Genomic DNA, 15,212 nt, shown 5'->3' with positions numbered 1-15,212 from the left:
ACTCCACAATCGCGCCTCCTTGTGTGCTGCGCGCGAAGGGGGCTTTGCCAGAGCGCCGCGAAACCCTAAAACGACATTTCGCGAATCACAGCCGCCGCCACCGCCTGATACATCCGCATCACCAAACTGCGCGCAGGGGCATCAATTTCCAGTGTGCCGCGTAAAATGGTTTCCAGTTTACGGCCTTTGTTGCCGCCAGTTTCCAGATCGCTGAAAGCCGATTTATCTGGTAGCGCCACCACATAGCCCGACACCCGGTAAATCGCATCAACCGGGACAAAACTGCCATTATTATTGGGCCGTGCGGCCAGCGGCCCGCCATTGGTCGAACTTAATGCCGGGGCTTCCAATATCGGCGAATTAAACCGGTCAACGCGGTCGATTTGCACCGACAGAACCGGCCGGGTGATCTGGTCGGGGTAAAAATGCGCAGTTGCCGTTGGCGGCAAACGCATGACATCGCCCTGCGATACATAGCCGATCACTCGATGGGTGCCGTACTGATCCACAACCCGCATCAGGTTTTTTCGGCTGCCAATCCAGCTTTGCGGGTGGACGATATCGGTAATGTCGCGCACCACCCCGTCCATCGGGGCGCGCACCAAAAGTTGCGCCTGTCGCGCGTCTAACCCGACCAGACTGGCGCGAAATCGCAAAACCTCCTGCATCTGGCTGGCCACATCTTCGCGAAATTCGGTGCTGCTGCGCGATTGGGCCAGGGTTATTTCGGCTTCGCGCAGTTGCAAGGCCATGCTGCGGCGTTGGCTGGTTAATTCAGGCGATTGCATGCGCAGCAAAACATCCCCTGCCTTCACCACGCTGCCTTCTTCTACCAGCACATCATCAATCACGCCCTCCGCCGGGCTGATAATTTCGGCATCCCCCGCCGCCTGCAATTGCGCACTGGCGGAAATGGTGGTGCGCCACGGCACCACCACAATGGCAAACCCGACCAGCAAAAGAACCAGCAGGGTAATATTGGCAATTGTCCAATGGGCGTGGCTCCGCATTTTCCACCACATCCTTATTTCATTAATAATTGGCAACAGGATGAACCACAGAATTTCCACCCCGAACAAAACAATGCCCAACACCTTGAAAAACAGGTGATAAACAACAAGCGCAATGCCCAGAAACAAAAAGAACCGGTAAATCCATACCGCTATCGAATAAGCAATCAGAACACGGCGACGATGCGCACTGGCGGGTTCGGGCGGCGGCACATTCAGGGCAAACAAAAACTGCCGCAATGACCATTTGGTCATCGCAAAGGCCCGGTTTTGCAAATTGGGAATGCGCAAATAGTCCGACAGCAAATAATAGCCGTCAAACCGCATCAACGGGCTTAGGTTAATTAAAAGCGTGGTAATCCACGTTGCCGATGCCATTAAAAAAACAGCACTGCGCGCGGGCCCCGGCGGCACCACATGCCACAAAAACGTCGCCACCAGTGCCAGCATCAGTTCCACCCGAATACCCGCCGCCGCCACACGCAGCTTTTCACTGCGTTTGGTTAACCGCCAGGCATCGGATGTGTCGGTATAAAGCACAGGATACATCACCAAAAACGCCACCCCCATGGTAGGTACCCGGCAACCATAGCGCCGTGCGGTATAGGCATGACCCATTTCATGCAGGACTTTCACCGCCGTTAAAGTCACCGCCATCCAAACAATGCCCTGAAAATTGGCAAATCCCATAAAGGTTGCCAAAAACGCATCCCACTGGCGAAGGGTCATAACAATGCCAATCGCACCAATTGCCATTACCAGCCATTTAACAAAGTTGGAGGCAAAAAAATCGGCCAGCCATTGGGTTTGCGCCAAAAAATGATCGGGCCTAAACAATGGGACGCGAATAAACAGATAATTATGGATCAGCCATTTCCACAAAGGCGGTTTGCCTGCATTGGCGATCCGGGAAAATTCTGCGACCGCATCCGGCCCCACGCGTAGCAAAAGGCCACTTCCGTGTAAAAACGTAATCAGGTTGCGAATATCGGCCGGGTCCGGGTTTAAAACGGTTTCGTGCTTTATGCGATCAAGCAAAAGCGATGCCTTGCCCAGCGACCAGCGATGCAGCATTTCAAAGGCGGCATAGCCAATGCGGAAATACCGGTTTCGCACCGGGTCGTGAATGGTCCAGCAAGGCGCACCATATTCGTCATTCTCTGCAGGCAGCAGGCGCAAATCCTGACGCAGCGGGGGCAAGGAAATGTCCTCGCTCTGTCTCGCCATGTCTGCCACCGTTACCATTGTCGTTACATCCCGATTTTCTGGCGCAGGGCCACAATCGGCCGACGCAATAAAAACAGCACCAATGGAACTTCATCACCCAGCAATTTGGCCGATCCTTTAAGACCGATACGCGGCGGCGGGTTATCTGTGCCAAAACGGGCAATGGCGCGATAGGCCAGCACACCTTCGGGGGTTCTCACCGGTTGATAGGATGAAAGTTCCAGTGTTGCAGGAACCGAATGCAACGGATCCACATCTAAAAACAGCCGCACATCTGCACCGGGTTCCAGGTTAATTGCATCGGATACCGGAATGTAAATTGCCAGTTCCGCCTGATCGGCCCGGGCCAGCGACATCACCTGTTCTCCGGTTGAAACCGGGCGCCCGCGCCAGCGATTAGGGTCGCCAAACACAGCAATACCATCGACCGGTGCAATCACATCCACCTGCGATAATTGGTACCCCGCATAGTGGGCCTGTTCCTGACGCAACGCCAACCGTGCCTTGCGCAGCGCCACCTCGGCCCGGCCCTTGGCATCGCCAAAGGCCTGTTGGGCGGCCCGGCGCAGCTCGGCATCAGCCTCGTCAACCGATCGCAAGGCAACCTGGTAATTGGCGCGCAATTCCGCATCTTCGAACGAAAACAAAACATCCCCGGCCTTTACCTCGGCATTGGGGCGAACATTGATATCGCGAATAACACCGTTAATCGGGGCGGCTACCGGCACCGGGTCATGAGCAATCACATCAGCCGGGGCAATCACACTTTGATGCACGGGCAACGCCAATGCCGCCAACAGGACAATGGCGACACCAAGACTGGTAAACTTTTTTAACCCCGGTCGCGATTTACGCAACCGTGCTGATGGTTTTAAAAGCGAACTCCAGGCATGCCCGATTGAATCAGCGAGTTGATCTAACAACACCCGTTCGGCTTCTTGCCAGGGTGCCGTGCGCATTAAAACCAAACCGCCAATTTCGCTACCGTCCGGCGCGTTCAAGGGCTGCCAGAACACATGGGATGGCAAAAACTCCTGCCATTCGACCTGCAATTTTTCTGGTAATGTGCGCGGCGACAGGGCCGCTGCTTTACTTAAATCACCTTTGCTGCCAACTGTTTTTAACAGTCGCTCCATGAACCGGATATATGGCGCATTACGATCCAGCGTCGGCACATTTGATACCGAAAGAATGCGATATTTCCCCACCCCGCCTTTGGCAACCAGCACCGCCTGCTGATAGGAAATCAGCCGCCGGGGTTCGCTGACCACCGCAAAACGAAATGCCGTTAAATCTGCGGCATGACGGATCGACCGTTCGATCCCCATCAACAGCGCCCAGGGGGTGTCACCTATCGGATTTTCTTGCACCATAAGAAGATCGTCGCCTGTTGTGGAACGGGAGGGGGACAATGTCGTACCCGGCCAGAAAATCGTTATTGGGAAACATGACCATCAACAACGGCACGCCCGCTCATGCCGGGCAGCAAGGTTTTGATGTCCTCGCCAAGGGATGCATAGATTTTCACCGTCTGGCTCACCGGGTCAATCTGCGCCCCAAGGCGCGCCACTTTGGCCCGAACGTCGCTGTCGGTTTCATCAATGCGGGCTGTAATCGCCTGCCCCACCTTTAACCAGCCCAGCCATTGCGACGGCACAATCAATTCCAGTTCAAGGTCACCAGACCCCACAATTTCAATCAACTGATCACCAGGATTGGCCGTTTGGTAGGGCTGGCTGTGCCATTCCACCACGGCACCGGCATAAGGGGCGGTAATTTTGCAGCGGCTTAAATAAACGTCCTGTAACTGCAACTGTGCCTTGGCACGTTCAACTGCCGCCTGCGCCATGACCACGTCAAGCTCACCCACGGTGCGCAATTCGGCCAATCGTTGCTGGGCTTTATATTGCGCTGCGGCCTGTGCCAAATCGGCGGCAACGGCAGCGCGCTGCGCCCGATAAGCTGCACAATCAAACACCACCAAAACGTCGCCTTTGGCAAACCGGGTGCCGGGCCGTTTGGGCATATCGGCGATACGGCCGGGAATTTCGGCTGATAACAAAGCCCGGCTGCGCGTTGTCACCAACGCCCGGGCTTCGCTCATCGTCTCACCCACCGGCTTTTGATCAATATTGCCGTAAATATTGATCCGCTTGGCATCGGCGCGATCTTCCAGCGTCGGCATATTCATACCAGGCACATCATAAGGCCGCAACGCTTGTGGCGCGGCAACAGGGTCGTTTGTCGGGTTGGTGCTGGCTGATTGTGCAAACCCGTTGATGGGCAGCATAAAGCCGCCCATCAGTGTTAATGCGGCCCAAAATACTGCACGAGCAGGTGCTGATCGGCGTGCCCGCACAATATTCAGGCCATTAGCGATCATTGTGTTGCCTGCGCGTGGCTATCAATCATGGCGGTGTCATCACCGTCGGGCACCGCCACAGTCTCGGTCCCAGCGACAACACCACGGGCATCAAACTGCCCATGCTGCCACTGGTTCATCACGGTGTGAATACCCTTGGCAACGCTGTTAAGAGAGTCATCGACAACATCGCCTGGCAACGGATCAACGCCGATGGACGCAAAAACCTGCCCATAGGCGGCCTGCAAGTCAGCATAGGCCATGTCGCGTTGCAGCCCGGAAAGCAATGAACGCACCTGCGCGCGAATTTCATCACTTTCCCCCACGGTATTGGCCGAGCGCTGAGCCTGCATGCTGCTCACTATTCGGCCCTGCACGTTTGAAATCCGGTCCGCCAGTTTGAAATCATCGACCGCATGGTTAAACCGCAATTGCGCAATATTAACCTGGCTGATCACGGCCATGCTCAACGCAAGGCTACGTATCTTTGACAGTTCAACTTGCGTATCGGCCAGCTTCATATTTGCCGGAGCCTTAAATACCTGCATCAGGTTCCACGACAAGTTTAATGCCCCGTCATACCAGCGCGAATTCACCTTGTAGCTATCGGTCGTGTGATTGATTCCGGCCGAAAAATTCAAGCCCGGCACCATCTGGATCAGGGCAATTTTTGAATCGCGCTGGTTGATCCGCAACTGATAGGCTTCTGATCGCAATTCAGAGCGGTTATGCAACGCTTCAAGTTCAAGTTCGTCAGAATTCATGGCGATTGACGGCAATGGATGGTTTTCTGTGCTGCTATCGACCAGGGTAAATTCGCTGTCAGGATGAATATTCATCAAAACGGCAAGTTCGGTGCGGGCTTCCACCAGCTGACGACGCCGGGTTTCCAGCTCGCGCAAGGTCACGAGCAAGTCTTCCTGATAGCTTAACGCATCAAGCTGCCCGCCAAGACCTTCGTCAACCTGCTTTTGCGAGCGGCCAAGCGCACCTCGCACCCGGTCGAGTACCTGATCAAAATCCTTGAGCGCACGATCGGCAGCAACAGCGCGCCAATAGGCCCCACGGGTTTCATTCACCACACTATGAATGACCTGACGGCGGCGTTCGGCCACAATCAGGGCCATATCAGCCTGCTGATGAGCACGCATATAGCCAATGGCAAAATCCAGCACGTTCCAGCTTACCGAAAGGTCGGATTTGCGAATGGTGCGGTCCGAACTCACCGACGTGGATGTCTTTTGTTCATTAAACGTGCTGTCACGGTTATTCCGCGTGGTCCAGCCGGTTTTAGCGACCACATCAGGCAGTAAATTGACATTGGCAACGTCAAGCTGCCCCATCGAAACCGCTTCTTCCATCAGCTTTAACCGATGGTCGAGATTGTATTTCAACGCCCGTGCAATCGCATCATCAAGCGTTAACGGACCATCTATTTTTTCCTGATTGGCAAACAGCCGGTTTAAATCCGACTGGACCCGGCTATCATTTTCGGCCTGGGTTAGCGGCTCTGGCGTTACCGCACAACCGGCCAACAGTAACGTCCCCAACACGGCAACAGGCACAATGCCCTTACGCAACCGCGCGCTGTTCAATCGCACAGAACTGCTAAACAATCCCGATCTCCCTACTTTCTGCCGGTTCATCCTGAACCGGCAGCCCCAAAACAAATCGTAAAATGCAGTTAGCGCGTCAGCCCTTAAGCGGCTGACGCGTCATAATGTGACAAAGCGTTCGACAACAGGCTGGCATGACGATCAAATGCATTGCCAGCGCCTGCCAACTGGTCGGTAAAATCAGTATTTGCAGCAGTATCGAACGGCGACATGCCAGGTACCATCAGGCTTCCCTGAACATTGCCTGCATCCGAAGGCGGAACGTCGCCATTTTCATTCCCCGACGAATTATCAGGGGCACCATCCGGCGACGCTGCAGAAGGTGAATTATCGGAAGATGGTTCCGCGCTACCGTCCTGCTCACCTTGCTCCGGGGCCTGTTCTGCGGGCACGTTCCCTGCCGGTGCAGCATTTGAACCACCACCGCCATTTATATCTTCATTCCCCGAAGGCAGATCATTCCCCCCGCTCCCATCTGGTCCATTGCCAGTTGCCCCATTCGCAGGCCCCTGTCCGCCAACACCAGACCCTTGCGATGTAATCAACTGGCTCCGCGCGGCAAGAATACCCGTTCCGCCACCTACATCGCCGCCAAAAATGGTTTGCCCGCCACTGTCCCCGAAAATCGAGGGCGGTGTTGCACTTTCGAACCCGGCCATAACAGGCGTCGGGCTGGTATCAATCGGGCTTAAACTGCCCAACTGCCCCGTCACCGGCTGCGCAATATCGCCATTGTTCCGACCGCCAAAATCAATCGCAGAACTCACCGGCGTCCCTGCGTCACCAAGGCTTCCATTACCCGGTGGTGCCATAACCGGTGGCACGGGCGCCGGATCTGGCGCGGATGGCGGTGCAGGCGGCACAACAGTCGGGCGCGGCTGAACATTGATGGTCAAATCGCTGGTCGCGGTTAAATGTGCGGATGCATCTTCGGTCGCGGTAATCCGAAGCGCGATATTTCCGATAAAGTCACCCGGCACGGTGCCGCTAAAGGTAACATTGGTGCCATTCACGCTATAGCTCAGCCATTGCGGCAGGGCAGATCCATCTGCCAGCGTTGCCGTAAAGGTCAAATTATCGCCATCAACATCGGCAAACCCCGCCACCGACAACGAATAATTTAACGGCCCGCCATTTTCGACCGTTACACCCGGCAAGCCACCTGGCCCCGTTGGCGCATCATTAACATTGCTGACAACAATTTTGGTCGATGCAACTTCGTTTGAAAAGGCAGCTGTTCCGCCAGATGTTGTGGTATCGGCCGTGTTTCGAATTCCCGATGTCGACGCCACCCCGGTGGTCTGGTCCCATGCTTTAAATGAAAGCGACGCCGTTTCACCATTTTTACCATCTGGCACAAACCGCACCTGGCTGGAAGAATTAAGCAACAAGGCCGAAGTGGTCGATGCCGGGCCAATTGTTACCCAGGTTGTACCATCCGTAGAATATTGCCATGTGCCATTGCCGGTCAGGCCGGTAATCGCAATCCCGGAGTTCGCACCGGTATCAGCGTCAGCATAACCGGCACCTGTCAGAATAGCCGAAACTGCCGTTCCCGAAGACGTGGTATCTTCGTTTGTTGTCGGCAGCGTAACAACGCCGCCATTTGTCAGTGTCGGGGCATCATTTACATCAGTAACCGTCAGGCTTGCCGAGGCCGTGTTACTGGAAAACGCCGAGGTCCCGCCCGATGTCGTTGCGTCTGCGGTACTAACGCCACCATTTGTCGATGCCGCACCTGTGGCCTGATCCCACGCCTTGAACGAAAGCGTTGCTGTTTCGCCGTTATTACCATCAGGGATATACCGCACCTGACTGGTCGAGGTCAGCAATACAGCCGCGTTGCCCGCAGCAGAGGTGATGTCCACCCAACTGGTGCCATCGGTTGAATATTGCCACGTGCCATTCCCGGTCTTGCCGGTAATCGCAATCCCTGAAGTCGCCGATGTATCAACATCGCTATAGCCTGCCCCCGTCAGAATGGCCGAAACAGCCGTACCCGACGATGTGGTGGCTTCGTTTGTACCTGTTAACGGCACCGTTGCACCGTTTGTTAGATCAGGGGCATCATTAACATCGCTGACAACAATCTTGATCGATGCGTCTTCGCTGGAAAAAGCCGCGTTTCCGCCCGATATGGTGGTATCACCCGAATTAATAACTCCATTGGTCGACGCCGTGCCGCTGGTGGTATCCCACGCCTTAAACGACAGCGTAGCCGTTTCACCGTTTTGGTCATTGGGAACAAAATGCACCTGTGTCGTCGAGGACAAAAGAACAGCAGCAGCGGGCGATGCCGCACTGATTGTTGTCCAGTCTGTACCGTTAAGGGAGTATTGCCAGGTCCCGTTTCCGGTAAGGCCCGTAATTGCAATGCCGGACGACGCCCCCACATCAGCATCGGCATATCCTGCCGATGTCAAAATGTCGCTAATCGAGACGGCAGAAGACGTTGTGTCTTCATTTGTTCCCGTCAGCGTCACAACGGCGTTGTCGGTCACTGTCGGCGCGTCATTGACACCGGAAACAACAATACTGGCCGAGGCCCCGTTGCTGGAAAAGGCAGACGTCCCCCCCGAGGTCGAGGTATCGGCAGTACTTACCGTTGTATTTGTCGACGCCGTACCGCTGGTGGTATCCCACGCCTTGAACGACAGGGTTGCCGTTTCCCCATTGTCGCCGTCCGGCACATACCGCACCTGGCTTGAGGAACTTAACAATACAGCAGCACCCGACGATGCCGCACCAACTGCTTTCCAGGTTGTGCCGTCGGTCGAATATTCCCACGTCCCGTTGCCCGTCATGCCGGTAATGGCAATACCGGAAGCCGCCCCGGTATCAACATCGCCATAACCTGCACCGGTCAAAACCGTCGAAACAGCCGTGCCTGACGAAGTCGTTCCCTCATCCGTTCCCGTTAACGTCACCGTTGATCCGTTGGTGACCGTCGGCGCATCATTGACACTACTTACAGCAATGCTGGCCGTGGCCGCACCGGTGGAAAATGCCGAAGTCCCACCCGAGGTCGAGGTATCGACGGTACTTACCGTTGTATTTGTCGACGCCGTGCCGCTGGTCGCATCCCACGCATTAAACGACAGCGTTGCCGTTTCGCTGTTATCACCATCTGGCACATAACGCACCTGGCTTGAGGAACTTAACAACACAGCAGCACCCGACGATGCCGCACCAACCGCTTTCCAGGTTGTGCCATCTGTCGAATATTCCCACGTCCCGTTACCCGTCATGCCGGTAATGGCAATACCCGATGATGCTCCGGTATCAACGTCGGCGTAGCCCGCAGAGGTCAGAATATCGCTGATCGCCTTGCCTGTAGAGGTCGTATCTTCGCTCGTGCCTGTCAGGGTTACCGTGGCACCATTTGTCACTGTCGGCGCGTCATTGACACCGGAAACAACAATACTGGCCGAGGCCCCGTTGCTGGAAAAGGCAGACGTCCCCCCCGAGGTCGAGGTATCGGCAGTACTTACCGTTGTATTTGTCGACGCCGTACCGTTGGTGGTATCCCACGCCTTGAACGACAGGGTTGCCGTTTCCCCATTGTCGCCGTCCGGCACATACCGCACCTGGCTTGAGGAACTTAACAATACAGCAGCACCCGACGATGCCGCACCAACCGCTTTCCAGGTTGTACCATTGGTCGAATATTCCCACGTCCCGTTGCCCGTCATGCCGGTAATGGCAATACCCGATGATGCCCCGGTATCAACATCGCCATAACCTGCACCGGTCAAAACCGTCGAAACAGCCGTGCCTGACGAGGTTGTTCCCTCATCCGTTCCCGTTAACGTCACCGTTGATCCGTTGGTGACCGTCGGCGCGTCATTTAAAGAGCTTACCGCTATAGACGCCGTATCGGTTGCTGTTGAAAAAGCAGTATCGGCACCCGTCGATGTCACAGAAACCTTGCTGCCAGCAGAACCGGACCCTGTCTGATCCCAGGCATGGTAGCTAATAGAGGCTGTCGTCGCGTTTTCACCATTGGGCACAAACCGCACTTTATCGGTTGAGCGCAGCAAAAGCGCACTGGTTTCCGACACCGCGCCAACATTCGTCCAGTTACTGCCCCCGTCAGTCGAGTATTGCCAGCTTCCGTTACCGCTGGCTAATCCTGAAATGGCAATCCCTGTCACGGCTCCCGTATCTGCGTCAGTGACACCGGTCAAAAAGCTGCCAACAGTCTGGCCGCTATTTGTTGTCGCATCTTCGGTAATGCCCGTCAGTGAGGGCGATGCCGGTGTCAGCACAGGCGCATCATTTGGATCTTCTGCATCAATATTGATGGTCGCAACAGTCGCATCTGTTGTGCCGTCGTTGGCTTTCACCGTAATTGTCGCAACATTATCGCCCTGGGCACCACTTGCCGTGGTGTATTTGATGTTGCTGGAAGTACCAAGATAGGCATTGATATCGGTAATGCTGCCCGCAAGGGTGATCGTGGTCGCATTCAGCAGAGTGGCCGTTACTCCGCTGCCAACACCGCCACCATCTGCCGGGCTGGAAAAAGTCCCGGTACTAAAAGTCCCGGCATTAAGCGTAAGCGTTACAGTCAAAGCCGTGCTGTCAACATCGGCAAAATCAAGCGCCGACAGATCAAGGTTGCTTAGGGTGTCGGTAAACACCGTCACATCTGTTGGCGCGCTCGCCTCTGGCGCGTCATCAATGGCGGTAATACTCAGGTTAATATCCCCAAGCGTAACGGTGCTACCGCCACCGGTCCCGGTATTGCCCCCATCTTTGAGGGTAACGGTAATCTTCTCGCCGGTGCCGTTGACATTCGCGGCCCCCTTATAATTAATATTGGTCGGCTGGTCGATATATGCCTCGAGATCAGCCAGCGTGCCAACAAGGGTAATTGTGCCCGTGCCATTCCCTGAAAGATCGAGAGCACCACTGGAGGACGCCAACGAGAACGTGCCCGAGCTTGCCGTTAAAACCAGTGTAAGGTCACCCGACCCGCTGTCGACATCCACAAGATTGATGGATGTCAGATCAAGCGGCGCCTGCGTATATTCGGCAAATGTCAAATCGAGGGGGAAGCCGGTTTCATTTGAATCGGTCGAGCTTTCCGATGTTGGATCGTCATTCACGGCGGTAATATCAATATTGCCGCCGCCGACCTGCGGGTTCGTGGTGCCGTCATTGGCGTGGACCGTAAAGGTCGCAGCATTGTCGCCCGATGCATCCGATGCACCGGTATATTGGATGTTGCTGGTGGTATCGAGCCAGGTATTGATATTGGCCGCACTCCCCGTGAGGGTCAGGGAACCAGTGCCAGAACCGCCCACAGTAACACTGCCCGATGAGGTCGCGGCAAATTTCCCGGCGCTTGCGGCAATCGTCACTGTCAGGTTATCACCATCAGCATCGGCAAAGGTAATAGCAGACAGATCAAAATTGCTCGCAACATCCTCGGTAACCGAGACATCTGCTGGAACCCCCGCAACCGTCGGCGCACTATTTGCCGCAACCGAATTGGCGACAAGATTATCCATCTGAAACGTACCAGGTCCCGTCATCGCAATCGAAAAGCTTGTGGCATTTGCATATTTGCTATCAAAACTGAAATGGCCGGTACTGTAATTGGGATCGACATCGGTATTGGCGACATAACTTATTCCGTCACCCGAACTACCTGTCGCGAGTTGGAAAGCAAAAGTCCCCAGAGGCGTTGCCCCATTGTAAACAGTAATTGTGGCTTCCCGATTAGGATCCGTTGAGCCGAATATGCCAAAATCAAACGACGACAGGGTGAAGGTACTGCCATCCTTCGCCGTAACAGTGAGGGTAAGCGGATTAGTATTTTGTGATATATAGGACCCATTTATTTCAAGAACCTTATCGGTTCCAGATCCATCCGTGGTAAGAGTAGTCGGCGTTGTGTAACCAGAATCCTCACCAACAACAAAGTTGGTTGAAACCGTAGACGTATATGTCCAGTCACCGACATCTATCGTCGTAACACCAGTACTTATGCCATAACCTGTCGAAGTCTTGTCATCATATGTCTCGCTTGCTGCCAGCAACGCATCAAAACCATTACGGGCTGTCTCGGAAAGCAAAACAGCCGTTTCAATGCTTCCGCTTGATACTTCCAGATCCCAGTCCCCGCCTTGGTCTGTCGCACCGGTCGCATCGTTCGATGCAGCCACATCCGCCCCAGTCAGGCTTGCCATAGCGCCAACAAATGCCATGCCCTGCTGATCACTGCCCACGTCGCAACCATACAGCAGAATATCGCCTGTTTCGGTAAGATGGGTGCCAATTTCAGCAAGAGCATCGGACTGACCGGAGAGATCATCAATACCAATCACCGTTCCGCCCAGATTAATGGCACCAATTGATCCATGCGATACCAAATGAACCGCATCAATCTGGCTGTAAGAAGACAACAAGTCAGCTATCTGTGACAAAGACCCGTCTGACTGGAAGGTAATAACCGTAACATCGCTGGAAAAGCCTGCTGCCAGTTTTTCGTAGCCTTCAATCGTCGTATCGATCAGGGCAACTTCATGTATTTGCTGGTCATTATTTGCCGGGATGGCGTCGGGCGTTACAGTCGCCGCATCACTTCCCCCGGTATCACCGGTGGATGAAGCTGCAGGACTGGCGTCGCTGCCGCCATTATCAGATGACGCATCGGATGTATTCCCATCCCCGGCACTGTTGTCATGACCGGAGGGATCAGCAGCGGCGGCCTCGGCCTGTGCCTGTGCGTCATGGGCGGCCTCGGCCCCGGTTGCGGCACCAGCAGCATCAAACATAAAACGCGGCTCCAGACACATCGGCTGAATTCGCGAAAACCCGCCATCCACCAGCGCTGTTGCGCTTTTTAAACGATCAAGATGTGTCATCTGTATGCTCCCGACAGGCTTTCCCTGAACCCCTGATCTGAAACACAGCCAAAGCTGCCCTGATTTCAGACCTGTTAAAAATAACTATCCCAATGAATGGCAAGTTGCAACTATTGCGCGATACACAAGAAGCTCAGGGCTCGAAAATTTTGAAATTTCTCGGAAAAACCTATTTGTTCGAATAGTCTACTATTCAAATGAGACACATCTTCGCCGTCCGTCAAAATGTTCAAATTTCGAAACATATTTTACCCATCGACGAAACACACCACCAAACTCAGGACAATCTAAAAAACTGTAATCGTTACAGAAAAGTGAATATCACCTTCGCAGACCGTCTTTTACGACTCGACAGAGAATTCACCACGATTAAAGCGAAAAACTTTCCTATACGGCCATCTTATATACTTGTTTATATACAAAAATGACATCAATTCGCGTATTTTTTTATGTTCTGGCAATCTTAAATTGACCAATTAAAATCTCGATGCTGATAATACCAGAGATAGAAAACAATTCAAAACACGAGGGGACATCATGGAAGGTTATATCGGGGTTATCCAGGCGCTGGGATTTGACTTTGCACCGCGCAACTGGTCGTTATGCAGAGGGCAATTAATTGCCATTTCACAAAACACCGCACTTTTTAGCCTTATCAGCACAATATATGGCGGTGATGGCCGGACCACTTTCGCCCTGCCCGACCTAAGAAGCCGGGTTCCTCTGGGCTACGGAGAAGGCCCGGGCCTGCCCCGTTATGAAATCGGCGAACGAACAGGCATGCCATCGTTCACATTGACGACCCTCAACATGCCGAGCCATAGCCACGCACACGCATATAACGGTGGAAACACCCCAGGTGCCCTTCATGTTTCCAAAAAAGCGGGAACAGTCCAGGTGCCAAACGATGGAGACTTTATTGGCCTGCCTGCCAATAATTTAGGCCCGTCCGGATTTTTATATGTACCCGCAGCAGAAGGTGGAGCCAACCCGACAGCTGCCATTGCAGGTTCAGCAGGGGGCGGATTTAACAACAACGACTTTGTCATTGCCAACACTGGCGGCAACATTCCCATCGATATTGTGCAGCCCATCCTGGCGATCAATTATTCAATTTGCCTGTTTGGTATCTTTCCGTCGCGAAACTAGACACGAAACGACAAACCTGTCCTTGCAGATGCCTGTCTGAGGGGACCGACATCAATCATGGCAAAACCGGCGTCACAGTTTCAGCACAATGACGTCAACTGTCTGAAACCAAAACGGTAACTACCGTAAATATCATCACGCGACAATGCCATCAGACTTACCGGAGGAATAAATGGACGAAACATATATGGGCGTCATATGGGCCCTTGGATTTCAATTTGTGCCGCGCAACTGGGCTTATTGCAGTGGTGCCCTTTTACCGATTAGCCAAAACCAGGCCCTGTTTTCGCTGCTCGGCAATATATATGGCGGGGACGCACGCGTTACCTATGGCTTACCCGATCTAAGAGGTAGAACGGCCATCGGGAGCCTGGACGGACCGGGTCTTCCCCATATTCCTCAAGGTCAGAAAGTGGGTGCCCCGTATCACGCCCTCGCAACGGAAGAGCTTCCACCCCACAGCCACAGCCACACATATGGCGGCGGTGGCGGCGGAACAGGTATTGACGTAATGTTTGAAGTTGCCGCTCAAAAGGGTGAAACACAAACCCCTTCAGCTGGTGATTATCTTGGCTCACCCGGGTCTGCATTAAGCCTTACCGACAATTTATATGTGCCCGCTAACAACGTAACAAGCACGATTCCGCTCGGTGGCGTCACAACCACAGGCAGCGCCAGTGGCTTTAACAATAATGCATTCACGATTGACGACACCGGCTCCGGGCGGGAATTCGCGCTCTATCAGCCAAGTCAGGTGATCAATTATTGCATTTGCGTGCAGGGATTGTATCCAGCACGCGACTAAAAGCCAAAGCCGACGCGAAAAGAAAACCGGGCTGCGTCCAGGCGAGGGGGAATATTCCCCCTCGCAATACCCGGCATATAAAGATCGTGCCGGTGCAGAAAAATTGACGAAATAACGGGCGGCACAATATCGCCAAAGCCCGATTTCATGACACCGACAAAGAGATAG

Annotated in this window: 7 protein-coding genes; 2 read left to right on the top strand and 5 right to left on the bottom strand. The window is 54.0% G+C overall.

Annotation, left to right across the window (positions count from 1 at the left end):
• Window positions 1-65: 65 nt before the first annotated feature.
• The 5 genes from TMES_RS04305 to TMES_RS04285 all read right to left on the bottom strand — a co-directional run bounded on the left by TMES_RS04305 (window position 66) and on the right by TMES_RS04285 (window position 13,090).
• Complete coding sequence (locus TMES_RS04305; protein ID WP_158091188.1) at window positions 66-2,237, bottom strand: site-2 protease family protein; 2,172 nt, start codon at window positions 2,235-2,237, stop codon at window positions 66-68.
• Between the two features lie 23 nt (window positions 2,238-2,260).
• Complete coding sequence (locus tag TMES_RS04300; RefSeq protein WP_085579663.1) at window positions 2,261-3,610, bottom strand: efflux RND transporter periplasmic adaptor subunit; 1,350 nt, start codon at window positions 3,608-3,610, stop codon at window positions 2,261-2,263.
• 62 nt (window positions 3,611-3,672) lie between these two features.
• Window positions 3,673-4,527: an efflux RND transporter periplasmic adaptor subunit gene (locus tag TMES_RS04295; protein WP_158091187.1), complete on the bottom strand. Its 855-nt coding sequence runs from the start codon at window positions 4,525-4,527 to the stop codon at window positions 3,673-3,675.
• An 89-nt stretch (window positions 4,528-4,616) separates the two neighbouring features.
• Entirely contained in the window at window positions 4,617-6,215 is a 1,599-nt protein-coding gene (locus TMES_RS04290; RefSeq protein ID WP_158091186.1) for a TolC family protein, read from the bottom strand.
• 83 nt (window positions 6,216-6,298) lie between these two features.
• Window positions 6,299-13,090, bottom strand: coding sequence for a DUF4347 domain-containing protein (locus TMES_RS04285; protein ID WP_085579657.1), 6,792 nt, complete (start codon window positions 13,088-13,090; stop codon window positions 6,299-6,301).
• Between the two features lie 537 nt (window positions 13,091-13,627).
• Between TMES_RS04285 and TMES_RS04280 the strand changes: the two genes are divergently transcribed.
• Both TMES_RS04280 and TMES_RS04275 read left to right on the top strand, forming a co-directional pair.
• Window positions 13,628-14,239, top strand: a complete 612-nt coding sequence (locus tag TMES_RS04280; protein WP_085579655.1) for a phage tail protein — start codon at window positions 13,628-13,630, stop codon at window positions 14,237-14,239.
• Window positions 14,240-14,411: 172 nt separating this feature from the next.
• A complete protein-coding gene (locus TMES_RS04275; protein ID WP_085579653.1) occupies window positions 14,412-15,044 on the top strand; it encodes a phage tail protein in 633 nt (210 codons plus the stop codon).
• The last annotated feature ends 168 nt before the right edge of the window (window positions 15,045-15,212 follow it).

It is taken from the genome of Thalassospira mesophila, assembly GCF_002115755.1.
In the GTDB taxonomy this organism is placed as follows: domain Bacteria; phylum Pseudomonadota; class Alphaproteobacteria; order Rhodospirillales; family Thalassospiraceae; genus Thalassospira; species Thalassospira mesophila.
Note: the sequence above shows the minus strand (reverse complement) of the source record. Positions and strands in the feature narration are given on the sequence as shown.